Below are 26,489 nucleotides of genomic sequence, written 5' to 3'. Positions count from 1 at the left end.
AAAGATACGCTACTCTTTCAATCGACCATCGAACCAAAACGGCTCGGTGCTGCGGAGCCGGATGGTGCTAAAGTCAGAACAGCCCATTTTCCCTGCACTCGTTTCCCACAAGTTTCTGTAATTTCGCGTCCACAAAATGACCCGCAAGCGTTTGAAAAAGGCCTACTTGCCCGCTTGCGCAGTGCTGCAACGATCATGACGCAACCGCTCAAACTATACAACACGCTTACCCGCCAGAAAGAGGTTTTTCAGCCCATCAACCCGCCTTATGTGGGTATGTATGTCTGCGGACCAACGGTCTACAATTATGTTCACCTGGGCAATGTCCGTACGTTCCTGACGTTCGATACCCTGTTTCGGTACCTGACGCATATCGGCTACAAAGTCCGCTACGTGCGTAACCTCACCGATGTGGGGCACCTCGTTGGCGATGGCGACGATGGCGAAGACAAAATTGGGCGGATGGCCAAGCTCGAAAAGCTGGAGCCGATGGAGATTGTGCAGCGCTACACACTCGATTTCCATCAGGTGATGGCTACTTTCAACGCCCTGCCGCCCAGCATTGAGCCCTCGGCTACGGGGCATATGGTGGAGCAGATCGAAGCCGTAAAAACGCTCATCGACAAGGGGTTGGCCTACGAATCGAACGGGTCGGTGTATTTCGATATTCTGAAATATAATGAGCAGGGGGGCGGTTACGGTAAATTGTCGGGCCGGATTCTGGACGATCTGCTAAACGAAACCCGCGAACTCGACGGGCAGGCCGAAAAGCGAAACCCGCTCGATTTTGCGATCTGGAAAAATGCTTCACCTGAGCATATTATGCGCTGGCCCTCGCCCTGGGGCGACGGGTTTCCCGGCTGGCACTTAGAGTGTTCGTGCATGAGTACCAAGTACCTGGGGGCTCAGTTCGATATTCACGGGGGCGGCATGGACCTCAAGTTTCCGCACCACGAGTGCGAAATTGCGCAGGGCAACGGCCTTACCGGCAAAGATCCCGTGCGCTACTGGATGCATGCCAACATGCTGACCGTAAACGGGCAGAAAATGTCGAAATCGCTCGGTAATTCGTTTTTGCCGGGTGAGCTGTTTACGGGCAACCACCCCTTGCTTGAGCAGGCTTACTCGCCCATGACGGTGCGGTTCTTTATGTTGCAGTCGCACTACCGCAGCACGCTCGACTTTTCCAATGAAGCTCTGAAGGCCGCTCAAAAAGGTTACCGGCGGCTTGTAAATGGGTTGCGGGTGGTTAAAACACTGTCGTACACAGCCGATGAGTCGGTGGCAGTCGATGCCAAAAAACAGGCTGATATTCGGGGGGCGGTGCAGGGTTTCCACGATGCGCTCAACGACGACCTCAATACCGCCGTGGGTATCGCCAACCTGTTTACGTTGCTCAAGTACGTGAACATGCTCTACATGAATCAGCTCCAACCGGCCGCTCTGGGCGAAGAAACCTTCGAGCTGTTGAAGCATTCATTTGTCGATTTTACGGAGAACGTACTGGGGCTGCTCGAAGAGAAAACCGAAGGCCACGGCGTAGTGGAGGGTATGCTGGCGCTCTACCGCGAGTACAAAGAGCAAAAGCTCTACGACAAAGTAGATCAGGTTCGGGCCTATTTTAAGCAGCAGGGTTTGGTGATCAAAGACATGAAACACCGAATTGACTGGGCGTACGAAGAATAATTGGCCTCATTTTCGTTTAGTCTACAAACGCTAAAAGCCCGGTCGGCAACGGTCGGTCTATGCATGAAACACATCCTTATTTTTGCGTGGGCATTGGTGATGGGCACCGCAGCCTGCAAAACCGATAAAAAAACGGAGTCGGACACGACGACCGAAACAACGCAAGCGATGGCCGCAGCCCCGGCTTTCAACGCCGATTCGGCTTACGCCTACATTGCCCAACAGGTAGCCTTCGGGCCGCGTGTACCCAACACACCCGCCCATGTCCGCACCGGCGATTATCTGGTGGCTAAGCTGAAAGCATTTGGGTTCTCTGTAACTGAGCAAACCTTTCAGGCCAAAACCTGGGACGGTAAAACCCTCAACGCCCGTAACATTATCGGGAGCTTTAATCCACAGGCTACCAAGCGGATTTTGCTGGCTGCGCACTGGGACTCGCGCCCTCGCTCGGATCAGGATAGTGTAGCCACCGACCGTACCGATGCTGTACCGGCCGCCAACGATGGCGCGTCGGGTGTGGGTGTGCTGCTCGAACTGGCCCGTACCGTTCAGCAGGCACAGGCCAAACCCAACGTCGGGATCGACATTATCTTTTTTGATGCTGAAGATTGGGGCGATGGTGAAAAAGCCGTGGGTGATAAAGAACCCGGTACCGACTTTGATTTTATCGGTTTCTGCCTGGGCTCGCGGTATTGGTCTAAAAACCTGCATGTACCGGGCTATAAAGCCTATTACGGTATTCTGCTCGACATGGTAGGGGCCAAAGGAGCCACGTTTGCCAAAGAAGGGCTCTCGATGCAGTTTGCGCCGAGTATTGTGAATCAGGTGTGGCAAACGGCGAGTCAGTTGGGCTACAGCCAGTACTTTGTGGATACGCCGGGCGGTCAGATCACCGACGACCATGTGGCTCCTAATGTGATTGCCAAAATTCCGATGATCGACATCATCCACACAAACCCCCAAACGGGCGGTTTTTTCAAAGACTGGCACACCAACGACGATACAATGGCCAACATTGACCGGAATACGCTGAAAGCGGTTGGCCAAACTCTCGTACAAACGCTTTACAATGAATAGGGGAGACGCGAGAACGCAAAACGGCAAACGAGCTTTGGGCTTTATGGTGTTGCTGCTCAGTTTGGCGGGCTGCTACGCAAAGCCTGATACGTTCGGCAAACTCGATGTTGCCAAGTGGCGCTCCGACCGGGGTGGTTGCAATGGCGTGCGGGCTACGCTGCTCAATGATTTCAACACCAGTCGGCAGGAGTTTAAAGGCGTACATGTGAACGATTTAGGCGGCATATTGGGCCGGCCCGATGTGAACATGATTGCCGACCGCAACCAGAAATACTACGTTTACTTTTTAGAGAAGGGTATCCACTGCGATGATCCTAAGCAGCCATCTAAATCTCGTTCGGTAGCGTTTCGGATCAGTGCCATCGGGCTCGTTACAGAAATCACATTCCAGAACGGAACACCGTAAAGACATAATAAGTAATGCATAATGAGGAATGAATAATGTGTAATGACGAACGGGTCGACACATTATTCATTCCTCATTATGCATTATATGTAGTACTTCTTGCGCTCGATCATTTCTTCGACCACTTCGGGCACCATGTACCGGATAGATCGATTGGCGCGTACACTATCCCGGATAAACGTAGCCGAAATGTCGAGTAAGGGGGCTTCAACCAGCCTAACGCTTGGGTGTTCCCGGAAGGGGCTGGCCACCGCCCGCGGGCGTGGGTACACGTACAGGGCAAATTCGTTCAGAATGGTTTCGTACGATTTCCAGTTGGCAAACTGCTCCAGATTGTCCTCGCCCATGATAAGCGTAAAGCCATGTTGCGGGTATTTTTCCTGAAGCTTGCGCAGGGTATCAATGGTATAGCTCGGCCGGGGCATACTGAATTCCACATCGGTTGCCTTCAGGCGGCTGTTGTCGGCAATGGCGCGCTCCACCATATCGAGCCGGTCAAACTCATGGAGCAGGCTCTTTGTCTTTTTAAATGGATTCTGCGGAGAAACCACAAACCAGACCTGTTCGAGGTCGGTAGCGGTAGCCATCGTGTTGGCAATGATCAAATGCCCCACATGAATGGGGTTGAACGAACCGAAAAAAAGACCGATTTTCATTAACTTAATTGATTGCCACGTCTGGAATCTAACATATTGATTATACAGACCTGCTGTTCGATAACGCTGTAATACAGAATGTTGTAAGGACCAATAGGGAGTTTGCGAACACCCGGCAACGCGCTCAATCGCCGACCAATAAAGGGAGAATGTTCAAGTATGCGCAACTTGTCGTTCACCATATCCGTGAATCAGTCAGCTACGTCAAAACCAAACTCATCGAGCAAATAAACCGCGATAGTACGGTAGTTTTGTTTAGCATCGTCGCCCCATACTACCGTGTAATCCATTGCTTCGATTCGGTAATAACCTGATCGTGAGGAGTAGAGTGACCGTTGGTCACTGCGGTCAGGGCTTGCTTCAGGTGCGCTAATAATTCAGGGCTTTCCTGCTGATTCTGAACACGAAACTGAATAAACTCCGAGACTGTCAGTAACAAATCCTGCAAATCTTCCTCTTTCTCAACCAAGTCAATTTGATTGTGCAGTAGGGTTTTAAGGTCTGTTGTTGACATGGCCTGTGCGGTTTGTATGTATGCAATTTACAAAATTGCTCCCTTAGGCGGAACCTTGTTTTCCTTCGTAAAGTCGTCGACAAGCTGCTGAGCTTTCTGGTACGACGTTTCGAGGTCGTCGTTGACCAGCACCACGTCGAATCGGTCCTGAAAGCTCATCTCAAAATGCACCTTAAACAGGCGTTTTGAGAGGCTGTCTTCGGTTTCGGTACCGCGCCCGATCAGGCGTTGGCGCAGCGTTTCCTCGTCGGGAACCCGTACGAAAATCGCCAGGGCCTTGTCGCCATAATATTCTTTCAGTTTGAGCCCGCCCTGCACATCCACGTCGAACAAAACATGCTTACCGCTGGCCCAGAGCCGTTCGATTTCTGATTTGAGCGTGCCGTAGAAAGCCCCGACGTACACCTCTTCCCACTCGACAAACTCGCCAAGGTCAATTTTGTGCTTAAATTCCTCGGGGGTCAGAAAGTAATAGTCTTTTCCGTTCTCTTCGGCGCGACCCCGGCGGTCGCGGGTGCAGGCCGAAATAGAAAAGCCGAGATTGTTGTTCTCGGCTAATAAATGTCTGACAATGGTCGTCTTGCCCGATCCGGAAGGGGCAGAGAAAATGATAAGCTTACCGTCCAAAGTATCTTAAAAATAAAAACAGAGAAAACCGGGCTTTCAGGGCCGACCTTCTCCGCTTTTCAGGTTACTAACTAAACTGTGAAATCCGTGCTTTAATGCTGGCTATCAACTGCTCTGGGCAGCATTTTTTCTCCATTTTGCCATTTAGCAATTGCTTGATTTCTTTCTCCAGATTATACATCCGGATGCAGGGCTGACAGGTGTGGAGGTTATTTCTCAGCCGCTCGATTTGCTGCTCAGTAGCTTGCCCGTCGAGAATGACTTGAATCATTTTGAGGCAATCTACCTGATGGTCACAGTGCTCTTTCATACTGCCCGGAGATGACGATGGCAACGACGTTTGCATTGGAAAAATTCAATTTATTCCAAAAATATTAGTACGTTAAGTTGATAGGAGAACCGTTATTCGGTTCAGAAAAGTTCGGGCTACTCTTCATTTTGTTCCCGATACCCCATCGAAGCGGCATAATCCCGCAGCTTCTCTTTCAGCAGATTGCGAGCGCGGTGCAAACGCGACCGAACCGTGCCGATTGGAATATCCAGAATCTTAGCCATCTCCTCGTACGTAAAGCCTTCGATGTCGCAAAGGATGATTACCGTCCGAAAATCAACCGGCAGCGAATTAAGCGCCGTGGCCACCTCATCACCAATTAAGTCAGAAACCGATTCGGCCCGGAGGTCAATCGTGTGTTCGGTCTCGGCATCTTCAGAGTTGTAGGTCGTTTCAACGTCCTGGTAATCTACTTTTGCCGGTTCCTTGCTTTTCTTCCGATAATCGTTGATGAAGCTGTTCTTCAGAATGCGGAACAACCATGCCTTAGCGTTGGTTCCTTGCTCAAACGACGAAATAAATCGAAATGCCTTCAAATAGGTATCCTGCACGAGGTCGTTGGCGTCGTCCTCGTCCATCGTTAACCGAAAGGCAAAATTGTACATGGAGTCGATGTGAGGCATAAACTCCTTGTTGAAAACCGCGTATTTCTGCTCGTCGGTGTACCGACGTACCGGCGCTTCCGTCGGCGTGCCATCGGCAGAAACTCCTTCTGGCAGCGTTTGGTCTGGTCCTGTAGGGCCGTTGGGACGGTCCTGTTCGTCGCGAGTCGGCGTATCTGACATAACTTCGTGTATGGTCGCCATAAAATTAAGGAGTTTTTGTCGTTTACTGTCAGCGCCTTTCTGATAAACTACTATTCAATCGCTATAGTGATTGTGTAGCTTCCGAGTAGTTGCCTGATTGTAAGTAAGATAAAATTCTGCAAGCGTGCGCGGGACTTTACAAATGGTGTAGCAACAAGTTTTCTAAGAGGTACTGCAAAAATTAATCCTTTGTTCAAAATTTACACCATAAAGCAAGGCTACTGCCATTTCGGCAGACATTTGGGCGAAAACGCCCTTGCTTTGCGGGAAGCATCTTATCTTGTCGACTGGAACAATTAACGGACCAATGCCGACCCGGTAAGTGGGTATAATGGGTAAACGTAATGGAAATAACCTTTATTGGGGCTGGCAATGTGGCCTGGCATCTGGCGCCTGCTCTCGAAAACGCTGGTCACCATGTCAATGAGGTTGTAAGCCGTCAGCTGAGTCACGCCCGGCAGTTGGTAAGTAATGTATTGTACGACGCCCGGCCGCGCTCCGATTTTAATCTGGCGCAAAGCGTATCACAATTATTCATCCTCACTGTCCCCGACGATGCCTTACCCGACGTATGCGCTCGTTTGGTACTACCCGAAGAGGCAATTGTGGTGCATACCTCAGGTACCCGTTCGCTGAACGACCTGACCCAACTGATGCAGGTTTACAGCGATGTGCCTGTGCATACGGGGGTATTTTACCCGCTGCAAACGTTCAGCCGACAGCAAAACCTGCTCGATTTTGAGGAGATTCCGCTGTGTATTGAAGCCGCTGACCCCGAAACCGAACGCCAACTGGTGGCGCTTGGGCAGGAAATCAGCTCGATTGTGTACCTCGTCGACTCGGTCGAACGCCGGGTGCTTCATCTGGCAGCCGTGTTCGCCTGCAACTTTACCAACCATCTGTTTGCCATTGCCAAGGACCTGACCGACGCACACGACCTCGAATTTGACCTGCTCAAGCCCCTCATCCGCGAGACCTTCCGAAAAGGTATGGCGGCCACCGACCCGGCTACCGTACAAACCGGCCCGGCCCGCCGGGGCGACCAAAAAACCATCGACACGCATCTGGACATGTTGCGGCATCAGCCCCGCCTGCAGGCTATCTATGATTTGCTCACGGCGAGTATCCGGGCGGGGGAGAAGGGGTGAGGATGGGCGTATCTGTTGCGGCTTGGCAATCCTTCTGTAAGGTATCTCGCGCTTCATGGGTGAAAACGGTAACAGGCAGAGTTAAACGGTTTGAAGACTGTATTACAAGTATAAACTCGCCTAAACGTAACCTATTTACGTTGCTCGAAATAGTATAGGTAGCCACGTTCCACCCCTACATCCCCCCAACGCGCAGACCCCGGCCGAAGCTGCCCATGGGCTGCATCTTGGCGCATTGTTCGGTCATGTGCCAGGTATCAAGCAGGGGTTTTATGAGATCACCAGCTCCGCAGGTGAGGGTGGCTTTTACCGGGAACAGAGGTTTACCCTGCCGGTTGAGGGCCAGGTGCCAGCCACCGTGCTGAGGATCGGGAAAGTGCTCGATCGTGTAGTTGTGTACGCGCCCAATCCACTTAGGCGCGTCGGGGTGGCGGGTGTAGAAATAGGCTTTGGTCAGAGCCGCCAGACAATCGAGATGAACCGGGGCCCAGCGTTGTTTCGAGTCGGGGAAAGGCAGGGGTTGGTTCTTTATGTCGACCCAGAGATCGAGCCCGCCAACGGTATCGTCCCAGGCCCATTCGCAGAGCCGGATGGTCCAGTTTGCTACCTGTAAAGCTACCTTTCGGTTGCCGGTTTCGCTCGCTAAATCGTGCAGGGTAGCGGCTGCCCGGAACGTCAGGCCGGGGCTGAGTCGCCGACCTTCGGGCGTGTTCAGAAACGCCCCCTCAGGCTGAATCCATTCGCGCAGGATATCCTGACGTTTGTCCAGAAACTCGTCCAGCAACTCATCGAGCAAGGCCTTGACGGCATCTTTCCAGTCTTCTTCGTTGAGTAAGGGTTTGGCTTCGAGCAGCGCTTGCAGTACGGCTACGGGCTCGCTCAGGTGCAGAAGTTGCCGATAACCATCAATGGTGCGGCTAAGTGCGGCCCTACGTTGCTCCCGGCGTTGCAGCAGACTTGCCAGGGTTTGTTTGGCCAACATGGCCCACTCGTCGTTGCCGGTGGCACGGTGCATCTGGCAATATGCACCTACTACCGTTGCATCGGTGCAGACATCGGCCGTTGGGGTTATCGGGCGGCCCCGCCGGTCAACGGTGGCGTAACAGCGTAAGGTTTCGTCGTGCCCAAACTGGTACAGAAACGAAGCGCCCCGGAGGGCGTGTTCGAGCCAGGCATTGCTGCCGCCGAGGGCATTGTACAGGCCCGCATAGGCCCAGACATGCCGGGCCTGTTGCTCAACCGATTTGTCGGATTCGATGGGGAGACCGTTGTCGGTCAGGTTGTTGAAGTATCCCCCGCACCGCTCGTCGGCGCTATGCCGGAGCCAGAAGGGTACAAGACTCCCCAACAAGCTATCCTGATACACGGCAGACAGGTTGCGGAAGTCAAGCATGGGTGGAAAGAGGTTTATGGTTTCGGGAGAAACGCCCCCGAAACCATAAACCAGTTAATAGGTAACTACACCGCGCGGCTCCGCTTCGCGATCGCGCCGGTTGTTGTCTTCATCGGGAAAAACGAACTTCATGGGCTTACCCACCTGATTGGGTAGCAGGGCAATAGCCAGCACCTGTTCTACATTATCGACATAATGGAACGTGAGGTCCTTGATATAGCTGGCATTGATCTCATCGACATCCTTTTTGTTTTTCGAACACAGGATAATCTCTTTCACTCCCGCCCGGTTGGCCGCCAGAATTTTCTCTTTAATGCCCCCCACCGGCAGTACTTTGCCGCGTAGGGTAACCTCGCCGGTCATGGCCAGAAACGGCTTCACCTTGCGTTGGGTGCAGATCGACGCCATCGACGTGACCATGGTGATACCCGCCGAGGGGCCATCTTTCGGAACGGCACCCGCCGGTACGTGTACGTGCAGGTCGTAATGGTTGAAAAGCCGGTAGTCGATGTTCAGGTCGTCGGAATGGGCTTTCAGGTACGACAGCGCCGTGATCGCCGACTCTTTCATGACGTCGCCCAGCTGACCCGAGAGGGTAAGCGTACCGCGCCCCCGGCTCAGGCTCGACTCGATCAGCAGAATTTCGCCCCCGACCTGCGTCCAGGCCAGGCCCGTTACGATACCCGCAATGTCGTCGTCGGTGTACAGGTCCTTGTCGAAAATTTCGGCACCCAGCAGCTTCCGCACATCGGCAGCTTTAATCGTGCGAGGATACTCTTCTTCCATCGCAATCGACTTGGCAATTTTTCGAACCAGTGCGCCGATTTTCTGCTCCAGATTCCGCACGCCCGATTCCCGCGTGTAGCCTTCGATGATACGCAGAATGGCTTTGTCCTCAATCTGCAGGTCTTTCGGTTTGAGGCCGTGGTCTTTGCGTTGCTTTGGAAACAGGTACTTTTTGGCAATCTGTACTTTTTCTTCAACGGTGTACCCGGCAATGTCGATAATCTCCATCCGGTCGCGGAGGGCCGGGTGAATGGTATCGAGCGTGTTGGCCGTAGCAATGAACAGACATTTCGAGAGGTCGTACTCAACCTCCAGATAGTTGTCCATAAACGTGGAGTTTTGCTCCGGGTCGAGTACTTCGAGCAGGGCCGACGACGGGTCGCCCCGGAAATCGGAACTCACCTTGTCGATCTCGTCCAGAATAAACACCGGGTTCGATGAGCTACACTTCCGAATGTTCTGCACAATCTTACCCGGCATGGCACCGATGTAGGTTTTGCGGTGGCCCCGAATCTCGGCTTCGTCGTGTACACCCCCGAGCGCCATCCGGCTGTATTTGCGGCCGAGCGCCTTGGCAATCGAGCGACCGAGTGAGGTTTTACCCACCCCCGGAGGGCCGTACAAACACAGGATTGGTGCTTTCAGCCCTTCGGCGTGATTGTTTTTAGCTCCGCCCGTAGCCCGGCTATTGCCCGCTTTTCGGGAAGCCGGGGTTGCTTCGGCTGTTGGCACAGACTCCTCGTCGGCCCGGCGGTCGTTCTGAAGCTTCAGTACGGCTAAGTACTCAATGATGCGCTCTTTTACTTTCTCCAACCCGAAATGGTCGGAGTCGAGAATTTTCTGGGCGCGCTTGAGGTCGTAATTGTCTTTGGTGTATTCGCTCCAGGGCAGGTCGACCAACAGCTCAATGTAGTTAAGCGTGACCGGGTACTCAGGGGCCATTGGGTTGATTCGCTGCAGCTTGGTCAGCTCTTTGTCAAAATGAGCCCGCACCTCGGTCGACCAGCGTTTTTGATCGGCTTTGACCCGAATCTCTTCCAGGTCGCGGTCGGGGCTGTCCATGCCCAGTTCGTCCTGCAACACCTTGATCTGCTGACGCAAAAAGAAATCGCGCTGTTGCTGATCGAGGTCTGAGCTGGCTTTCGACTGAATCTCGCGTTTGAGTTCGAGCAACTGAATCTCCCGGAGCATGTATTCCAGCAGCAGTTGAGCCTGCGGGGCCCCTTCCAGGGTTTCGAGCAGGCGTTGCTTGTCGGCTACTTCGGCGTTGATATTCGACGACAGGAAGTGCAGCAGAAACATGGGGCTCTCGATGTTGTCGAGGGCGATACGAGCCTCCTGCGGGATCTCGGGGTTGAGCCGGAGTGTTTTGTAGGCGGCATCTTTCACCGACTGAATCAGCGCTTTCCCCTCCCGCTTGGTGGCATTGGGAAACGAATCGTCGATTTGCCGGACGGAGGCCGTCAGGAAAGGCTCATCCTGGGTAATCTGGTTTATCTCAAAGCGCTTCTTCCCCTGAATAATGATGGTAATGTTGCCATCGGGCAGGGTAATCATTTTGATGATGTACGCTACCGTACCCAGCCGGTAGAGGTCGTCGGCGGTAGGTTCATCTTTATTTTGATTAAGCTGGGCAACAACGCCAATAATTCGGTTCCCCTTGTACGCCTTCTTAACCAGTCGGATCGACTTTTGCCGACCTACCGTCACGGGGATTACCATGCCGGGAAACAGAACTGTATTGCGAACGGGGAGTATAGGTAGATTTTGAGGAAGTTCGTAATCGTCATCGATTCCTTCCGGCGAGCCCAACGGCACGATCTCCAGATTATCGGAGTCGAAGTCAGCCAGCAGTAATCGAGTTGCTAAATCGTTTTGTAACATAGGGGAGACTGCCAAACTGACAGCATTTCATGATGCTTGTGGGTACTATTAAGGCTTAGGAGCAGAGTACTATACCTGTACAAGGCGCGTGCCAGCGTGTATAGGACGGCGCAGCCCGTGTGTAGTAACAACCGCAAAAGTACGGCGCAACCCGCGAATCGCTTCTGAAAACTTATTATCAGAAACTAATATCCTGAACGGTTTGATTTTTTTTAAACAAAAAAGTCTTTTTCTGTCCGTTATAGCTGATAGTCACCAGATTAACCTGGTCATCGAATAAGTCGGTCAAAACGCTTTGCTGCATCTGGCCACCGCGGAACGCTTCCGCATACGGTAGCTCCAGATAAATCCACTGGGCATCGGCTTCAGTTTCGTGACCAATATAGTCAAATGATTTTCTTTGTTTCTGCGGAGTCAGGACGGCAAAGTGTCTGCGAACGTATTTTTCGAGTATTGGGTCGTTTTTTGTTGTATTCGCTGCGCTAAACACCACCCGTTGGCCCCCGTTTTCTTTGGTGAGCGCTTTTTCGAGATCATCGGTAAACATCCGAACGCTGATCTCAAACGAGTGCTCTTTGGGGTTGTACTGCATATTGGTGACGCTCGCATGGTACTCATGCGCCGAACGGCTGGCAATCAGAAAAAGCGAAAGAACAAGAATCCCGATTCGTCCAAGCATGGGTAGCGGAAAGAGAAAACGGCGGCCCATGCCGAAGCCGGGCCGCCGGTAATGACGTTGAAACTTAAAATACGGCTTTGAATACGTCGTTGAAAATGGCAAAGGCCATCAGTCCAAGCAAAATAACCATGCCTACTTTCTGAGCGGCTTCGAGGAAACGATCCGACGGCTTACGGCCCGATACAATCTCGTACATCAGAATGGTCGCATGGCCCCCGTCGAGGGCCGGAATCGGGAGGGCGTTCATAAAGGCGAGTGCCATGGATAGCAGACCCGTTACGGTCCAGAACCGATCCCATACCCAAACTCCGCCAAAGAGATTCTGCGCAATCCCGATAGGGCCGCTCAGGGCTTTCGAAGGCGATACGTCGCCCCGGAAAATCTTGCCAAACCCTTTGATGTTGTCATACACCACGCCAAACGCCCGCTTGGTACCCACGCTGAGTGCTTCGCCAAACGTGTACTCTTCGGTTACGGTTTTTAGCAGAAACTCGGGGTAAAAACCAATGGTGCCTTCGGCGGTAGTTTTTACGTTGAGCGTAACCGGCTGCCCGGCCCGGTTGATCGACAGTGTCAGATTCTGGTTTTTCAGGGGCTTGGCAATTTCGCCGAACTCATGGTAAAACCGGACAGGCTTGCCGTTGATCGCCGTGATGACGTCACCGGTTTTCAGGCCAGCCTTCACGGCTGGCTGATCGGGCACCAGTTCTCCCACTTTGAAAGGCTGAATAGGCTCAATGAACGGACCCGCGCTTTTCTTATCGGCCAGTTTGTCGATAAAATCGTTGGGCACATAAATGTCTTCGAGCTTGCCGTTGCGCTCAACTGTATAGTAGCTGTTGTCGTTCAGGAAAACGTCGGTGCTGCGGATGTCGTTGAAGTCTTTAAACTCCTTCCCGTTGATCTTGACAATTTTGTCGCCGGTGCGCAACCCGATTTGCTTAGCCAGGTCGTGAGCCACAATACCATATTTGGCTTCGCTGGCGGGTAGGTAGGTGTTGCCGTTTTTGTAAGTGATCGATACGAAAATGATGATTCCCACAATCACGTTGACAATAATACCACCGAGCATCACAATCAGGCGCTGCCAGGCGGGTTTGGCCCGGAACTCATACGGTTGCGGCTCGGCTTTCATCTGCGCCGTGTCGAGCGACTCATCAATCATGCCCGAAATCTTCACATAGCCACCCAGCGGAATGGCCCCCAGGCCGTACTCGGTATCACCTTTCTTGAAGCTAAACACGCGGGGCGGGAAGCCAATGAAGTACTGCTCTACGCGCATGCCAAACATCCGGGCCGCCAGCAGGTGACCCAATTCATGTAATCCAACTAACAGAGACAAGCCCAGAATGAGCTGTCCGGCCATTATTAATACTTCCATTCTCGTGTTTTTAAACTATTTGCGGGTCATCAATCGCTTCAGTAATTCTTGCTTATCAAGTCCCAGATGTGCCGCTATGTCATTAATAATACTGTTCAATGTGCCAACCTTCAAAGGTTTGTGGTTGGGAATACTCACCGAGTGTTCGGAGGGTTCTCTGGTTCTTATAATAAGATGGCTCCCTGTTTGATGATGAACTACGTAGCCATACTTTTCTAATCGTTTTACCAGCTCGCTTCCGTTGAGGTCTCTGGGAACTTTCATTCAGGCGAGAGCGAATGTTTCATTAATCTGCAACCGGACTAACCGGGGCATCTCGTCTGGTTTATCGAAAAAGTAGCCTTCTATAGCATCCTTTATCATTTCTTTTAGCTCATCCATCGTATCACCTTGCGTGATGATAGACCCTGTCGCCAGTTTTGAACTCGCCACATATCCTCCGTCCTCATCGGGTTCTACCTGAAAAGTTAATTCGTTCATGATGACAAGTTATTGACACAATGCTAAAACAGTTAAACCAAACTTTTAATTCGCTCGGAGGCCAACCGGCGGGTTTCGGTGTCGGTGCTGACATAGTCATCGTAGGTTGGCGCGGCTACAAACGTTGCTGTGGCCAGGCACTCCGCAATAACGTCGGAAATTCCCAGAAAACTTAACCGTTCGTGTAAGAACGCGTCGACGGCGACTTCATTGGCCGCATTAATGATGCATGGGGCATTGCCGCCTTGTCGGAGGGCATCAAATGCGAGCTGCAGGTTGCGGAAGGTTTCGAGGTCGGGCTGCTCGAAGGTAAGCGACGGAAACTGCCTGAAATCGAACCGGGGAAAGTCGGACTTGAGCCGGTTGGGATAGCCCAGCGCAAACTGAATCGGCAAGCGCATATCGGGCAGACCCATTTGGGCTTTTAGGCTACCATCTTCAAACTGTACCAGCGAGTGGATAATGCTCTGCGGGTGCACAATCACCTCGATTTGTTCGGGCGTGAGGCCAAACAACCACTTGGCCTCGATCACCTCCAGCCCTTTGTTCATGAGCGTAGCCGAGTCGATGGTGATTTTGGCGCCCATGCTCCAGTTGGGGTGTTTGAGGGCCTGTGCTTTCGTGACGGTTTCGAGAAACGCCCGGTCTTTGCCCCGGAAAGGCCCGCCCGAAGCCGTGAGTACAATTTTCTCGATGGGGTTATGAAACTCACCCACCAGACACTGAAAAATAGCCGAGTGCTCCGAATCGACGGGGTAGATATTCACGCCTTTTTCGGCCGCCAGCCGGGTAATCAGCTCACCGGCAACCACCAGCGTTTCTTTGTTGGCGAGGGCGATATGTTTGCCCGCTTCAATGGCCCGGATGGTAGGCAGCAGCCCCGCGTAGCCGACCATGGCCGTGAGCACCATGTCGATGCTATCCATTTGTACGACGGAGGCTACGGATGCGGCCCCGGCGTAAACCTTGATATCGAGTGGATCGAGGGCCGCGAAGACCTGCTCGTACCGCGATTCATCGCAGATCACGACGACGTTGGGCCGCACGAGTTCGGCTTGCTGAATCAGGAGTTCGGCGTTGGCGTTGGCCGTGAGCACTTCGACCACAAATTGATCGGGGTGTGCGCGAACTACGTCGATGGCTTGGGTCCCAATCGAGCCGGTGGAGCCCAGAATGGCAATATGGCGTTTGTTGGAGTCGGTGTACATTATCCGTTATTCATTACAGCTAGCAACCCGTCCGCGATTTTGCGGTCGTTGGCCAGCCTTGGCACTTTATTTTGTCCGCCGAGTTTGCCCTGACTTTTCATGTATTGCTGAAAAGCGCCCCGGGGCAGGCTCGTGAGCCGGAGGGGTTGCAGAATAGCCCCCGTGATGAGGTCGTCGTAATACACGTTTAGTTCGATCAGCCGGGTGTCGAGGTCGCGGGCGAAGCGGGCGGGGTCGTGTGGGGGCGTGGCAAACTCCACGAGCCACTCGTGGTAGGGGAGACCCTCAGCGGGTGACACCATCGGGGCCACCGTAAACTCCACAACCTCGGTTTCGGGCTGCTGCTGCATGGCGTACTGAAGCGCTTTTTCTACTTCTTCGCCAATAACATGCTCCCCAAAGGCCGAAATAAAATGCTTGATTCGGCCCGTAACCAACAGCCGGTACGGGTCGCGGCTCACAAACTTGACCGTGTCACCAATGGAGTACCCCCACAAGCCGGCGTTGTTGTTAATCACGACGGCGTAGTTTTTGCCCAGCTCAACCTCCTCAATGGTGAGCCGACGCGGGTTTTCGGCGAAATACTCCTCGGCCGGGATAAACTCGAAGAAAATACCGCTGTCGAGCAGCATGAGTAGCCCCTCTTCGGTTTGGGTGTCCTGATAGGCAATGAAGCCCTCCGAAGCCGGGTAGGTCTCAATCGAGTCGATGCGCTTGCCGATGCTTTCGAATAACTTGGCCCGGTACGGCTCAAAGTTGACACCCCCGTACACGAACACCGAAAAGTCGGGGAAAACATCCTTGATTTTTTTGCCGGTGCGGGCCTGAATCCGGTCGAAGTACATCTGCACCCAGGGCGGAATCCCCGAAATGAGCGACATCGGCTGATGGATGGTTTCGTCGATAATGGTTTCGAGCTTGGTTTCCCAATCGTCGATGGTGTTAGTTTGGTACGACGGCAGCTGATTCGTTCGCAGGTAGGCTGGTACGTGGTGATTCACTATACCCGATAACCGACCGACGTGGATGCCGTTTTTCTGAGTCAGCTCGGGGCTGCCCGACAAAAAAATCAGCTTGCCGTCCAGAAACCGACTGTTGCCTGTCTCGTGGACGTAATTAAGCAGAGCGTCGCGGGCCGAGTTGATGTGGTTCGGAATTGACTCCTTCGTGAGCGGAATGTATTTGGTACCCGATGTGGTACCCGATGTTTTGGCGAAGTAAACGGGTTTGCCCGGCCACAGGATATTCTCCTGCCCATCGACTACCTTCTGAATGTACGGCTTGAGGTCTTCGTAATCGCGGACAGGAACAGCCTGCCGGAAATCGGCCACGGTGTGTATATCGCGAAAGTGGTGATCCCGGCCAAACTCGGTGTTTCGGCCTGCTTCGACCAAGCGCGTAAACCAACGCTGCTGTGCCGCGCCGGGCTCATACATCCAATCCTGTTGCCGTTGCGCGACCCAGCGGGCCAGCGGCTTACTCAATACCGAACGAATTCCCATAACGGGACAAAAGTAAGGGATTGGTGGCAATACAAGACCATCTGAACCGGGAAGCTGTGGTTAGGGCCGGTTGGCTACCCAAGTAACCGCCATACGCCGGTAATGAGCAGCAGAATCAGGGCTGCCGGAGTGAGCACTTTCCAGGCCAGAAACATCATCTGATCGACCCGGACGCGCGGGAACGTCCAGCGCACCCACATTTGCCCCAGTACGGCCAGCAGGGCTTTGGAAAGAAGCCAGAAAACGGCCGTTACGTTGCCCCAAATGGTACCGGGTTCGCCACTCGTCCAGTCGGCGAGCCGCAGTGGCCCCAGGTTAGGCAGGGGGGTGTTCCAGCTGCCCCAGAACAGAATCACGCCCAGCATGGACACGAGCAGCATCATGGCGTATTCGGACAGAAACAGCAGGGCAAAGCGCATCCCCGAATACTCAGTCGCGTAGCCCGATACAATCTCTGACTCGCCCTCGGGTAGGTCGAAGGGGGCGCGGTTGGCCTCGGCTAGGGTACAGATAAAGAAAATGACGTACCCCACCAGCAACAGCGGGTGGCGCACCACGTTCCAGGCAAAAATGCCGCCCCAGCCCGTTACGTCGATACCCAGCCAGCGTTGGCCAAACAGGTAGGTGGTTTCGTACGTGTAAATACCCTGCTGAAAACTGATTTCCTGTAAGTTGAGTGTCTGACAGAGCATCACCACGCAAAGCACAACCAGGCCCAGCGGGATTTCGTAGGAGATAATCTGCGCTACCGACCGCATGGCACCCAGCAGCGAGTACTTGTTGTTGGAGCCCCAGCCCGCCATCAGAATCCCGACTACGTCGAACGAGATAATGGCGAGCAGGTAAAAAACACCCACGGCCGTACTCGACCCCAGCAGATCGGGGGTGAGTGGAATGACGGCATAGCCCGCAAAAATCGACGCGAAAATGACGGCCGGTGCCATCAGAAACAGGCGTCGGTCGGCAGCGGCCGGTACAATGTCTTCTTTCTGAAGCAGTTTCAGCAGGTCGGCAATGAGCTGAAGCAATCCCCATTTACCCACCTCCATCGGCCCGAGCCGATCCTGGATAAACGCCGAGATTTTGCGTTCGAGGTACACCCCAACAACCACAAAACCAGACGATATAGCGAGAAAAATAGGGAGAGCGAGCACAGCGAACAGGTATCAGTGAACAACGAACAGCGAACAACCAACAGGTATTAGTGAACAGTTGTTCGTTGCTAACTGCTCGTTGTTCACTGTTTGTTGAATTTAAAACTCAGCAGATTTTGGCGTGCGGGGGAATGGAATCACGTCGCGGATGTTACCCATGCCCGTGACAAACAGCACCAGCCGCTCGAAGCCGAGGCCAAAGCCTGCGTGCGGAGCTGATCCGAACCGGCGCGTATCGAGGTACCACCAGATGGCTTCGGGTTCGATACCCACCTCGGCCATGCGGGTCGTGAGTTTGTTCAGATCGTCTTCGCGCTGCGAACCGCCGATGATCTCGCCAATGCCCGGAAACAGCACGTCCATCGCCCGAACCGTCGGCCCGAATACCTCGCCCCGGCTGTTGGTAGCCGGTTCGCTGTCCTGTTTCATGTAGAAAGCCTTGATCTCACGCGGATAGTTGGTCAGAATAACCGGCTTCTTGAAGTGCTTCTCGACCAGGTACCGCTCGTGCTCCGACTGAAGGTCAATACCCCACGACACCTCGTACTGAAACTGCCCCTTTTTGGCGGGCTTCGAGTTGCGCAGAATCTCGACGGCCTCGGTATAGGTAAGCCGCTCAAAATCGTTGTCGACCACAAACCGAAGTTTTTCGAGCAGGCTCATTTCGCTTTGCTCTTCCTTCTTTTTGTTCTTCTCTTCTTCTTTTTGCCGATTGTCGAGGAAGGCCAGGTCATCGGCGCAGTTGTCGAGCGCGTACCGAATCACCGACTTCACGAAGTCTTCGGCCAGCGCCATGTTGTCTTCGAGTTCGTAGAAGGCCATTTCGGGCTCAATCATCCAGAACTCGGCCAAGTGGCGCGTGGTATTCGAGTTTTCGGCCCGGAACGTGGGTCCGAAGGTGTAAATCTTACCCAGAGCGAGGGCACCCAGCTCGCCTTCCAATTGCCCCGACACGGTCAGGTTGGTTTCGCGGCCGAAGAAATCCTGGCTGTAGTCAATCTTGCCGTCTTCGGTTTTGGGCGGATTGATGGGGTCGAGCGTCGACACCCGGAACATTTCCCCAGCCCCTTCCGCATCTGAAGCCGTGATGATGGGCGTGTTGAGGTAGAAAAAACCGTTGTCGTTGTAATACTTATGTACGGCAAACGCGAGCGCGTGCCGAATCCGCAAAATAGCACTGAACGTGTTGGTACGGGGGCGGAGGTGGGCAATTTCGCGCAGGAACTCCAGCGAGTGCCGCTTGGGTTGCAGGGGATATTTTTCGGGATCGGCGGGGCCATACACATGCACCCCGGCGATTTTGATTTCTACCGCCTGTCCGCTACCCAACGATTCGACCAGTGTGCCCGTAATGGCTACGCAAGCCCCCGTCGTGATGAGCCGGAGCGTGTCGTCGGGTAACTGACCGGCCTCCGAAACAGCCTGAAGATTATGAATGGTTGAGCCGTCGTTGAGAGCGATAAAAACCGCGTTTTTGCTTTCGCGCTTGGTCCGAACCCATCCTTTGACGGTTATCTCCTGCCCAACAGTGGGGGCCTGTAGAATCTGCTTGATTGGTAAATAACTCATTACTGACTCCTGGCGGCTAAAATTTGTGCCGCAAAGGTAGGGTGCCCAGCTGTGAATTACCAGATTAAGCGTAACAAGCCTGCAGTTGCGGGAGGAGTATCTGACTGAATCGGTAAAATAAACCTCGTTTTGGGGTCGTTTGTCTACAATAGCGAATTAAATTGGTAGAGTTTTGGTTGTAAAGATTCCGGCAGTACTCAACCCCTTTTTGATGTCTATGAAACAAGCACTGGTTGTCCTCTTTTCCCTGCTTAGCCTCACGTCGATTGGTCATGAGAATCACCTCTCGGCCCGGATGAACGAAAAAATCACGGCACCAGACCGAGCCGCCACTTACGCGAGTGTATTTGATGAGTTAGGGCTCGAAATGCGCGGTCTGAGCCGTTCGGTGTATGAATACGCCCTGCGCGGCATGCAGAAAATGCCCGGTGCCCGGCCTGTGCTGTCGATTGTGGATATGAGCCAACCCTCCAACCGGAAGCGCCTGTACGTAATTGATCTGGAGAGCCGCAAACTGCTTTTCAATACGTACGTTGCCCATGGCCGTAACTCGGGTGTGTTGCTGGCCGAGAAATTCTCCAATACCAACTCGTCGTATCAGTCGAGTCTTGGTTTCTACAAAACATTGGGTACCTATTCGGGCAAGCACGGCCTGTCGCTGCAATTGCAGGGGCTCGAGCGGGGCTTCAATGATAACGCCTTTTCGCGGGCCATCGTGATGCACGGTGCCAGCTACGTTTGCGAAGACATTATCAAAAATACCGGCCGACTGGGCCGGAGTCAGGGTTGCCCGGCTATTTCCAACGCCGAGAGCAAGCCGATTATTCAGGCCATCAAAGGGGGTTCCTGCCTGTTTATCTACTATCCCGATCCTACGTACCTGAAAACGTCGTCGTTTTTGGGTTGAGATGACATCTTTCTCAAGAGTAAAACAGCACGCGGATGTCGCCGATTGGGCGGATCGACACAGATTTTCTTTGCTTAAAATCTGTGTCGATTCGTTCAGTCTGCGTCATTCGCGTACCATTTTTTATCTCCGTGCTGTTTAGTTAGCCGCCAGGCGTTTCTCCAGTCCGTAAATGTCTTTGTAGTAAACCAGCTTACCACTTGCGTCCAGATCGGCAATCTGGTAGGTCACAAAAACCGGGAACGGCTTAGGGAGCTTAAACGACTGGGGTTTTTGGTCGACCAGACAGCGGTCGTAAAAGCCCTGATCGAACTTGGTTTGCCCCAATACATAATTGGCAAACTCAACGGGTTTTTCGAGCCGTACACAGCCATGACTCCGCCAGCGGTCTTTCGTGACATCGAACAACTGCCGGGCATTGGTGTCGTGGAAATAGATGGCCGGTGGTCCGTCGAGCGTAAACTTGATCAGGCCGAGTGAGTTGTGGCAGCCCGACGTTTGCCGGAACCGGTAGGGGAAATTGTCGGCCGAAATAGTAGCCCAATCGACGCTGTACGGGTCGACGGGTCTATTTTTAGCATCCAGAATTTCCATGTTCTGACTATCCAGAAAATCGGGGTTTGCCTTCACTTTGGGCAGAATTTCTTTGAGCCCGATGCCCTCCGGTACGTTCCAGTACGGGTACGCTACAATATCGGTCAGGTAACAGTTGAAGCGTGGGGTTTGCTTATCGGCTTTTCCGGCAATCACGTCCATTGGCATATCCCGTCGGCCTTCTTTGTCGAACACCGTCAGTCGGGCAGCCGGAATATTGACCACCACAAACTTGTCCATGTCGAATCGGCTCAGGTAGCGGTAAAAATTAAGCGTTTCGCGAACCGCCCGGAGCTGATCGGGGGTGGCCGTGTTCCGAATTTGGTTGTACTGCTGCACCAACGCCCGGTACGGCGCAAACGGGCTGGCCGAGGCCGTCAGTGCTGTCATGACCGAGTCGCTCTGGGCCGTTTGGTTTACCCAGGCCGTATCGACCTGCTCGGGCAACCGGCTCACCGACTGATCGGCGGGGCGGTGCCCGTACCGAAGCTCAACCAGCAGCTTTTTCAGTTGTTCGGCAGCTACTGGCTCGGCCGTTTCGGGCGATTGTGTAGCGCTGGCGGGCAACACATACCGCGCCGTGTCGATGCCGAGCGAGTCGGCAAAACGCCGGGTCTGGCCTAGTTTTTCGCTCATGCTGACCGTTTTAGGCGCTTTCCGGCATTGCGTAAAGGGCACGGTCAGTAGTAACAGGGAAAAGAGTCTTACCGCGTAGGTAATTCGTTCATGTCGTTGAGTCATGGCAATTGATACTGAATGGTAATCAGAGCGTATGGTTTTACGTTTATGGTTCCTGGTTGAGTCCCCCCCCTGCCGGGGCAGCATTGAACCCAAACGCTAACCTGTAAACGGATTCTACCTATACAACGACTACGACTGGGTCTGGGTTGCACAAATCGATGTTTCGGGCCGGAGGGGTTTGGGTTTATCGTTTTTGGTTTAAGGTTTGTAGTTTATGGTTTATCGTTTTTTGTGTCGGGCGGTTGGGCGTTAAGTGGGTACGATCAGGTGAAACATCTGTTTTAACCACAAACGATAAACTACAAACCATAAACCCCAAACCGCTACAACCGCTTGCTTTCGTCATCGAGGCCGGTCTTGCGCTGGCTGGCGGCTTTGATTTTCTTGCTCCCGAATGCGTAGGTGAAGTTGATTCGGGCCTGCCGACTCTCCCAGCCTCCGCTCGCGTCCATGTATAGCCCGCCAAACTGGCTGATTCCCCGCCACTGCTGGCTATTAAACGGGTCAGTTACGGTGAACACCAGCGTACCTCGCTCGGCCAGTACCTTGCGCTGCACGCCCACGCTCGACCCCCAGAACCGCCTGTTGCGGAAGGTGCCGCCCCAGATAGACGGCGAGGTGTAATACGCCGATACTTCGAGGTTCCACCCGCGGGGTAGGCTGATGGTGTGCTGGGCGTACAGACTCAGCACATTGGCCGACAACCCAATGAGTCGCCCTTCCAGATTGGCCCGGTTGGTCGACCGGTACGCACTCACATTCGCGAATACGCTCCACCACTTGGCAATGTTAAACGGGTAGCTGACGTTCAGCGACCACACATCCTGACTGCTCAGGTTGCGGGTTGTGATGTAGTTGCGAGGCCGGTTGTCGGGGTCGCGCTGGGTGGTGTCGGTAATTTCGGTGAAAAAGTCGCGGGTATGGCTGTAACTGATCGAGGTTGTCAGCTTGTACTTGTACGTATGCGAAAGCTGCACTGTGTTGGTGTATTGAGGCTGTAAAAAAGCATTGCCCTTTTGATAGGTCAGTTCGTCGAGCTTCGACTCAAATGGGTTCAGGCTCTGGTACGTGGGCCGGTCGATTCGGCGGCTGTACGTGGCGGCCCAGCTGTGGTTGGGCGTTGGGTTGAACGTCAGCCCCGCACTCGGAAACAGGTTCAGGTACCGGCGACTTACGTTGGCGTCGGTTTGGGTCTGGGCACTGCTCAGCTCTCCCCGCGACAGTGTCTGCTCGGCCCGGAGCCCGAGTTGGGTTTGCCATTTTTTCCAGCGTTTCTCGTAAGCACCGTACCCCGCCCGAATCACTTCAGTGTACACAAACTGGTTGGTGCGCAGGGGGTTTAGTTTGTCCTGCCCGTCGATCTGATCGAAAAAATCGAATCCATTACCCGTCTGCACCGACGATAATTTTACCCCAACACTCAGCATACCACCCAACCACGGCTGGTTGTAGTCGGCCTTAATTGTTTTGAGGTGAATGTCCGTAAAGGTGGCCATGCGGTAGTTGCGTTCGTCCAGTAAGGCCCCGGTAGTCGGGTTTACGTACCGGTTGGGTTGCAGGGCGTTGCTCTGGTTCTGAAAGAGACCGTAATCGGCATCGATGGTCAGCTCACGGCCGGTTGTATCGCTGTACCGATAGTTGAGGTTTGCGTTGCCGTTGAGCCGCTCGCTCTCTCCCCGGTTGTTGGCCAGAAGCAGACTGGTCGGGGCCGCTCCGAGAGCGCCAATGGGCGTGCGGCCGTCGGTCAGGTTGCGGGCGTCGCGTAGCGAGCCACTGACCAGCACCCCCAGCGTGCTGCGGTTGCTCAGGGTCCAGTCGGCCCCGGCGCGGGCGTTGTGGTTGGCCGACCCGGCGCGGGTCTGGCTGCGCTGATCGAAAAACTGCCCGCTTTGTTCGCGGTAAAGATTGATAAACGACCAGTCGCGGCCGGTACGCGCGCTGTACGTGCTGAACAGATTGAGCCGATTACTGCGGTTGTTAAGGCTTACCGAGCCGTTGTACTTCGGATAGTAGGCCCCAGCAGCCAATCCTATGGCTACGTTGCCGTTGGTGCCGTAGGTGCGGGCGTTTTTCTGAAGCCGGATGTTGATGATACCCGCGTTGCCCTGGGCATCGTAGCGGGCCGAGGGTTGCGTAATAACCTCCACCGCTTCGATGTCGGTGGCCTGCAACGTGCGCAGATAAGCCGCCAGGTCGGCGGGGCCGAGGGGTGATGGCTTCCCGTCGATATACACCCGAACGCCGTTTTTTCCTTGTACAATGAGGTTGTCGTTTGGGTCGAGCAACACGCCCGGTGCCTTTTGCAGGAGCTCAAACGCCGAGCTGCCGGCGGCTGTCAGGCTGGCCTCCACATTGAGCACCAGCTTGTCGGGTTGTACTTCTACGAGGGGTTTGCGGGCCGTAACGGTCACGGCGTTGAGGCTTTGGTTAGCCTCAGACAGTACGGCAGTAGGTATAAATGTGGTTTGGCCGTCGGTGAGTGTCACCGGTTCCGATACCGACACCGCGTAACCAAGACTGCTGAGCCGTACCCGATACGTACCGGCGCGCACCCCGCTGAAGGTGTACAGTCCGGCGGCATCGGCTACGGCGGCTTTGGCAACGGTTGAGTCGGTGCTGCGCAGGAGGGCGGCCGTAGCAAACGGAATGGGCTGGCCGGTGGCATCGGTGACGGTGCCGCTCAGGGTAGCGGTCTGGGCGAGTGTGGTGCCGAGGGTGGCGGTCAGCAGAAACAGGAAATAAAGGATCGTTTTCATCGGATTGGCGCTTTGATGAACCAAAACTACCGGGCCGATGGGGCGTGGCCCAGCGCAATCCGACGAGTTGTCGATTCGGTCGCCCAACGGAAAAGCGTATGTCATTCGTCGGCGTATTTGTCAATTCGTCGGAGAAGACGACCGCCGGGGGCATAGATTCCGTAAGTTTATCCCACGTACTGCCCCACTCTGCATGAACTGGAACCGAACACTTCTTTGGGGGATTACCCTCCGGCAGCTGGCGCTGATTCTAAGCTTTTATAGCGTAGCAGCCCTGCTCTACAATCTGGCTCTGTGCATCAGCGAGCGACCCTGGAGTAAGGATTCGCTTTGGGTTGATTTCTGGCAGGGGCTTCCCCGCATTGGGCTCGACTACCTGTGTAAGCTGGCGTTTACATTACCGGTCTGGTACGTCCTGTTTGTGCGGCTTCGGCACGTGCCGCTGGTTCGGCGCGTGGCCCTGCACCTCTTGTTTTTGCCCTTGTACATCATAGGCTGGCAGGTGGTGTATTACACTATCTCGGATGGGGTGGGCCTAGGTCGCCTTCGAGGCAACGGGATTGTCTGGGACACGTATATCTCGACGCTTTTCTACCTCGTGCAGTTCGGTATTTTTCATGCCTATACCTACTACCGGGATTACCAGCAACAGCGGATCCGCGAGGCCGAGCTGCGTGAGCTGGCTGTGCAAAGTGAACTTTCGGCCCTGAAAGCCCAGCTCAACCCGCATTTTCTGTACAATGTGTTCAATACGATTAGTGCGTCGGTGCCGCCCGAGCAGGAGCATACCCGCGAGTTGCTGGCCGATTTGTCGGATATGTTCCGGTATCAGGTGCGGGCGTCGCGGGCCGAGTGGGTGCCCGTGCGCGATGAGCTGACGTTTGTGCGTAAATACCTTGATCTGGAAACGGCCCGCTTCGGCGACCGGCTTCAGGTGCGACTCGACGTGCCCGATGAGGTGCTTCACCTGGCTATTCCGCCCATGTTGCTGCAACCCATCGTCGAAAATTCGGTTAAGCACGGTATATCCCCCCTGATTGAAGGGGGCGAGGTGCGGGTAAGTATTGCACAGCAAGCCGATGCCCTTCTGGTCGAAATAGTCGATACGGGCGTGGGTATGAGTACGTCGGCCGGGTCGGGGCAAGGGGTTGGGCTGGCCAATACCCGGTTACGACTGGAGAAAATGTTTGGTGGCGAACTGACCGTGATGGCCAACGCCCCTCGGGGTACTCGGGTAGCGTTTCGGGTGCCTCTCCGGTCGCTGTCGGGTGACGCCCCGAAAACCGCCGGGCCGCTGGCAACCCATGTTTAACCCCATTGGCTAAGTGAATGAATAATGTAAAATGAATAATGAATACTTGTTTCTCCTGCTGATAATCAACTATTTCATCGTACATTTTACATTGTTCATTATACATTTTATCCAGTCTGACTACTTAACAGACATCGATGCAAAAAGTCATTATCATAGACGATGAGGCCGCCGGGCGCACGCTTATCCGGCAGTATCTGACCGATTATCCCGCCCTGGTGGTGGTGGGTGAAGCCAACAACGGGGTCGATGCGGTGCGGCTGATTCGGGAGTTTCGCCCCGATCTTATTTTTCTGGATGTGCAGATGCCGGGCCTCTCGGGATTTGAGGTGTTGGGGCATCTGGACGAAATTCCGCAGGTGATTTTCTCCACGGCTTACGATCAATACGCTTTGCAGGCTTTTGAGGTGCACGCGGTCGATTATCTGCTCAAACCGTACACCCGCGAGCGATTCGCGCAGGCCGTACAGCGCGTAACCCGGCCCGATTCGGTCAATATTCAGCGGCTTCAGCCTTTAGCCGAAAGCCTGCTTGCCCCGGCCGTAGCTGCTGAGCGCTACCCCGACAAGGTGCTGGTGCAAACGGGAAACCGGCTCGTAACGGTAGCCGTGGCCGATGTCATTCGGATCGAGGCCGAGGGCGATTACGCCACGCTGGTAACCGCCCAAAACCGTCATCTGAGCAATTACGGTATTGGCGCGCTGGAGGCCCGGCTCGATCCGCGTCAGTTTATCCGGGTACACCGCTCCGATATTGTGAACCTGCACTACGTCCGCGAGATTCAGAAATACCCGTCGAGCTACGATGTTATCCTGCAAAACGGCGACGTAGTCCGGGTGAGCCGGTCGTATATGGATAAAATCCGGGAGCTGACGTTTTGAGGATATTCGGA

Annotated in this window: 24 protein-coding genes; 7 read left to right on the top strand and 17 right to left on the bottom strand. The window is 54.1% G+C overall.

Going from position 1 to position 26,489, the window contains the following annotated elements; all coding sequences use genetic code 11:
• Window positions 1-195 precede the first annotated feature (195 nt).
• From cysS to RUDLU_RS0110820, 3 genes are all read left to right on the top strand, one after another.
• The gene (gene cysS, locus RUDLU_RS0110830) at window positions 196-1,686 is read left to right on the top strand and encodes a cysteine--tRNA ligase (RefSeq protein WP_019988402.1); all 1,491 of its coding nucleotides are present in this window, start codon (window positions 196-198) and stop codon (window positions 1,684-1,686) included.
• Between the two features lie 63 nt (window positions 1,687-1,749).
• Window positions 1,750-2,763 carry a M28 family peptidase gene (locus tag RUDLU_RS0110825; protein ID WP_019988401.1) on the top strand — a complete coding sequence of 338 codons (1,014 nt, stop codon included), beginning with the start codon at window positions 1,750-1,752 and terminating at the stop codon, window positions 2,761-2,763.
• Window positions 2,756-3,169 carry a hypothetical protein gene (locus tag RUDLU_RS0110820; RefSeq protein ID WP_157580161.1) on the top strand — a complete coding sequence of 138 codons (414 nt, stop codon included), beginning with the start codon at window positions 2,756-2,758 and terminating at the stop codon, window positions 3,167-3,169. Before RUDLU_RS0110825 ends, RUDLU_RS0110820 begins: the two co-directional genes overlap by 8 nt.
• 83 nt (window positions 3,170-3,252) lie before the next feature.
• On the opposite strand, the gene nadD is transcribed toward RUDLU_RS0110820, so the two are convergent.
• From nadD to RUDLU_RS0110790, 5 genes are all read right to left on the bottom strand, one after another.
• Entirely contained in the window at window positions 3,253-3,825 is a 573-nt protein-coding gene (gene nadD / locus RUDLU_RS0110815) for a nicotinate (nicotinamide) nucleotide adenylyltransferase (protein WP_019988399.1), read from the bottom strand.
• Window positions 3,826-4,099: 274 nt separating this feature from the next.
• The gene (locus RUDLU_RS0110805) at window positions 4,100-4,339 is read right to left on the bottom strand and encodes a hypothetical protein (protein ID WP_019988397.1); all 240 of its coding nucleotides are present in this window, start codon (window positions 4,337-4,339) and stop codon (window positions 4,100-4,102) included.
• A 27-nt stretch (window positions 4,340-4,366) separates the two neighbouring features.
• Complete coding sequence (gene gmk / locus RUDLU_RS0110800) at window positions 4,367-4,966, bottom strand: guanylate kinase (protein ID WP_019988396.1); 600 nt, start codon at window positions 4,964-4,966, stop codon at window positions 4,367-4,369.
• Window positions 4,967-5,033: 67 nt separating this feature from the next.
• Window positions 5,034-5,312, bottom strand: coding sequence for a hypothetical protein (locus RUDLU_RS0110795; RefSeq protein ID WP_245581660.1), 279 nt, complete (start codon window positions 5,310-5,312; stop codon window positions 5,034-5,036).
• An 80-nt stretch (window positions 5,313-5,392) separates the two neighbouring features.
• Complete coding sequence (locus RUDLU_RS0110790) at window positions 5,393-6,103, bottom strand: sigma-70 family RNA polymerase sigma factor (RefSeq protein WP_245581659.1); 711 nt, start codon at window positions 6,101-6,103, stop codon at window positions 5,393-5,395.
• Between the two features lie 344 nt (window positions 6,104-6,447).
• On the opposite strand from RUDLU_RS0110790, the gene RUDLU_RS0110785 reads away from it, so the two are divergent.
• Complete coding sequence (locus RUDLU_RS0110785; RefSeq protein ID WP_019988393.1) at window positions 6,448-7,251, top strand: Rossmann-like and DUF2520 domain-containing protein; 804 nt, start codon at window positions 6,448-6,450, stop codon at window positions 7,249-7,251.
• A gap of 175 nt (window positions 7,252-7,426) precedes the next feature.
• Here RUDLU_RS0110785 and RUDLU_RS0110780 read toward each other — a convergent pair whose 3' ends face one another.
• From RUDLU_RS0110780 to asnS, 10 genes are all read right to left on the bottom strand, one after another.
• Window positions 7,427-8,644, bottom strand: coding sequence for an AGE family epimerase/isomerase (locus tag RUDLU_RS0110780; RefSeq protein WP_019988392.1), 1,218 nt, complete (start codon window positions 8,642-8,644; stop codon window positions 7,427-7,429).
• A 54-nt stretch (window positions 8,645-8,698) separates the two neighbouring features.
• Entirely contained in the window at window positions 8,699-11,314 is a 2,616-nt protein-coding gene (lon, locus tag RUDLU_RS0110775; protein WP_019988391.1) for an endopeptidase La, read from the bottom strand.
• A gap of 178 nt (window positions 11,315-11,492) precedes the next feature.
• Window positions 11,493-11,993: a DUF6702 family protein gene (locus tag RUDLU_RS0110770; protein ID WP_245581658.1), complete on the bottom strand. Its 501-nt coding sequence runs from the start codon at window positions 11,991-11,993 to the stop codon at window positions 11,493-11,495.
• A 64-nt stretch (window positions 11,994-12,057) separates the two neighbouring features.
• Window positions 12,058-13,374, bottom strand: a complete 1,317-nt coding sequence (gene rseP, locus RUDLU_RS0110765; RefSeq protein ID WP_027302955.1) for an RIP metalloprotease RseP — start codon at window positions 13,372-13,374, stop codon at window positions 12,058-12,060.
• 15 nt (window positions 13,375-13,389) lie between these two features.
• Window positions 13,390-13,638: a type II toxin-antitoxin system HicA family toxin gene (locus RUDLU_RS0110760; RefSeq protein WP_019988388.1), complete on the bottom strand. Its 249-nt coding sequence runs from the start codon at window positions 13,636-13,638 to the stop codon at window positions 13,390-13,392.
• Complete coding sequence (locus RUDLU_RS0110755; protein WP_019988387.1) at window positions 13,639-13,854, bottom strand: type II toxin-antitoxin system HicB family antitoxin; 216 nt, start codon at window positions 13,852-13,854, stop codon at window positions 13,639-13,641.
• A 32-nt stretch (window positions 13,855-13,886) separates the two neighbouring features.
• Window positions 13,887-15,062 carry a 1-deoxy-D-xylulose-5-phosphate reductoisomerase gene (locus tag RUDLU_RS0110750; RefSeq protein WP_019988386.1) on the bottom strand — a complete coding sequence of 392 codons (1,176 nt, stop codon included), beginning with the start codon at window positions 15,060-15,062 and terminating at the stop codon, window positions 13,887-13,889.
• A complete protein-coding gene (locus RUDLU_RS0110745; RefSeq protein WP_019988385.1) occupies window positions 15,062-16,564 on the bottom strand; it encodes a GH3 auxin-responsive promoter family protein in 1,503 nt (500 codons plus the stop codon). The genes RUDLU_RS0110750 and RUDLU_RS0110745 overlap by 1 nt, the downstream gene beginning before the upstream one ends.
• A gap of 74 nt (window positions 16,565-16,638) precedes the next feature.
• The gene (locus tag RUDLU_RS0110740; protein WP_019988384.1) at window positions 16,639-17,718 is read right to left on the bottom strand and encodes a complex I subunit 1/NuoH family protein; all 1,080 of its coding nucleotides are present in this window, start codon (window positions 17,716-17,718) and stop codon (window positions 16,639-16,641) included.
• A 99-nt stretch (window positions 17,719-17,817) separates the two neighbouring features.
• Window positions 17,818-19,287, bottom strand: a complete 1,470-nt coding sequence (gene asnS, locus RUDLU_RS0110735; protein ID WP_019988383.1) for an asparagine--tRNA ligase — start codon at window positions 19,285-19,287, stop codon at window positions 17,818-17,820.
• A gap of 217 nt (window positions 19,288-19,504) precedes the next feature.
• Here asnS and RUDLU_RS0110730 point away from each other — a divergent pair, with 217 nt between their 5' ends.
• Window positions 19,505-20,194: a murein L,D-transpeptidase catalytic domain family protein gene (locus RUDLU_RS0110730; RefSeq protein WP_019988382.1), complete on the top strand. Its 690-nt coding sequence runs from the start codon at window positions 19,505-19,507 to the stop codon at window positions 20,192-20,194.
• 138 nt (window positions 20,195-20,332) lie between these two features.
• Here the strand turns inward: RUDLU_RS0110730 and RUDLU_RS0110725 are convergent, their stop codons facing one another.
• On the bottom strand, window positions 20,333-21,424 hold the full coding sequence (locus RUDLU_RS0110725; protein WP_019988381.1) for a L,D-transpeptidase family protein: 1,092 nt from the start codon (window positions 21,422-21,424) through the stop codon (window positions 20,333-20,335).
• 428 nt (window positions 21,425-21,852) lie between these two features.
• Window positions 21,853-24,285 carry a TonB-dependent receptor gene (locus tag RUDLU_RS0110720; protein WP_027302953.1) on the bottom strand — a complete coding sequence of 811 codons (2,433 nt, stop codon included), beginning with the start codon at window positions 24,283-24,285 and terminating at the stop codon, window positions 21,853-21,855.
• A 37-nt stretch (window positions 24,286-24,322) separates the two neighbouring features.
• Here RUDLU_RS0110720 and RUDLU_RS0110715 point away from each other — a divergent pair, with 37 nt between their 5' ends.
• Entirely contained in the window at window positions 24,323-25,597 is a 1,275-nt protein-coding gene (locus RUDLU_RS0110715; RefSeq protein ID WP_245581657.1) for a sensor histidine kinase, read from the top strand.
• A gap of 137 nt (window positions 25,598-25,734) precedes the next feature.
• Window positions 25,735-26,478, top strand: a complete 744-nt coding sequence (locus tag RUDLU_RS0110710) for a LytR/AlgR family response regulator transcription factor (protein WP_019988378.1) — start codon at window positions 25,735-25,737, stop codon at window positions 26,476-26,478.
• Window positions 26,479-26,489 lie beyond the last annotated feature (11 nt).

Origin of the sequence: Rudanella lutea DSM 19387 (assembly GCF_000383955.1) — a bacterium.
In the GTDB taxonomy this organism is placed as follows: domain Bacteria; phylum Bacteroidota; class Bacteroidia; order Cytophagales; family Spirosomataceae; genus Rudanella; species Rudanella lutea.
This window is presented reverse-complemented; position numbering and strand designations above follow the sequence as displayed.

Excerpts from the sequence above, each read along its gene's own strand:
- RUDLU_RS0110795 (WP_245581660.1), bottom strand. The coding sequence starts at position 5,312 with ATGCAAACGTCGTTGCCATCGTCATCTCCGGGCAGTATGAAAGAGCAC.
- RUDLU_RS0110725 (WP_019988381.1), bottom strand. The coding sequence starts at position 21,424 with ATGAGCGAAAAACTAGGCCAGACCCGGCGTTTTGCCGACTCGCTCGGC.
- RUDLU_RS0110710 (WP_019988378.1), top strand. The coding sequence starts at position 25,735 with ATGCAAAAAGTCATTATCATAGACGATGAGGCCGCCGGGCGCACGCTT.
- nadD (WP_019988399.1), bottom strand. The coding sequence starts at position 3,825 with ATGAAAATCGGTCTTTTTTTCGGTTCGTTCAACCCCATTCATGTGGGG.
- RUDLU_RS0110760 (WP_019988388.1), bottom strand. The coding sequence starts at position 13,638 with ATGAAAGTTCCCAGAGACCTCAACGGAAGCGAGCTGGTAAAACGATTA.
- cysS (WP_019988402.1), top strand. The coding sequence starts at position 196 with ATGACGCAACCGCTCAAACTATACAACACGCTTACCCGCCAGAAAGAG.
- RUDLU_RS0110790 (WP_245581659.1), bottom strand. The coding sequence starts at position 6,103 with ATGGCGACCATACACGAAGTTATGTCAGATACGCCGACTCGCGACGAA.
- RUDLU_RS0110770 (WP_245581658.1), bottom strand. The coding sequence starts at position 11,993 with ATGCTTGGACGAATCGGGATTCTTGTTCTTTCGCTTTTTCTGATTGCC.
- RUDLU_RS0110730 (WP_019988382.1), top strand. The coding sequence starts at position 19,505 with ATGAAACAAGCACTGGTTGTCCTCTTTTCCCTGCTTAGCCTCACGTCG.
- RUDLU_RS0110745 (WP_019988385.1), bottom strand. The coding sequence starts at position 16,564 with ATGGGAATTCGTTCGGTATTGAGTAAGCCGCTGGCCCGCTGGGTCGCG.
- asnS (WP_019988383.1), bottom strand. The coding sequence starts at position 19,287 with ATGAGTTATTTACCAATCAAGCAGATTCTACAGGCCCCCACTGTTGGG.
- RUDLU_RS0110715 (WP_245581657.1), top strand. The coding sequence starts at position 24,323 with ATGGGGCGTGGCCCAGCGCAATCCGACGAGTTGTCGATTCGGTCGCCC.
- RUDLU_RS0110755 (WP_019988387.1), bottom strand. The coding sequence starts at position 13,854 with ATGAACGAATTAACTTTTCAGGTAGAACCCGATGAGGACGGAGGATAT.
- RUDLU_RS0110750 (WP_019988386.1), bottom strand. The coding sequence starts at position 15,062 with ATGTACACCGACTCCAACAAACGCCATATTGCCATTCTGGGCTCCACC.
- lon (WP_019988391.1), bottom strand. The coding sequence starts at position 11,314 with ATGTTACAAAACGATTTAGCAACTCGATTACTGCTGGCTGACTTCGAC.
- RUDLU_RS0110820 (WP_157580161.1), top strand. The coding sequence starts at position 2,756 with ATGAATAGGGGAGACGCGAGAACGCAAAACGGCAAACGAGCTTTGGGC.
- RUDLU_RS0110825 (WP_019988401.1), top strand. The coding sequence starts at position 1,750 with ATGAAACACATCCTTATTTTTGCGTGGGCATTGGTGATGGGCACCGCA.
- RUDLU_RS0110785 (WP_019988393.1), top strand. The coding sequence starts at position 6,448 with ATGGAAATAACCTTTATTGGGGCTGGCAATGTGGCCTGGCATCTGGCG.
- rseP (WP_027302955.1), bottom strand. The coding sequence starts at position 13,374 with ATGGAAGTATTAATAATGGCCGGACAGCTCATTCTGGGCTTGTCTCTG.
- RUDLU_RS0110780 (WP_019988392.1), bottom strand. The coding sequence starts at position 8,644 with ATGCTTGACTTCCGCAACCTGTCTGCCGTGTATCAGGATAGCTTGTTG.
- RUDLU_RS0110805 (WP_019988397.1), bottom strand. The coding sequence starts at position 4,339 with ATGTCAACAACAGACCTTAAAACCCTACTGCACAATCAAATTGACTTG.
- RUDLU_RS0110720 (WP_027302953.1), bottom strand. The coding sequence starts at position 24,285 with ATGAAAACGATCCTTTATTTCCTGTTTCTGCTGACCGCCACCCTCGGC.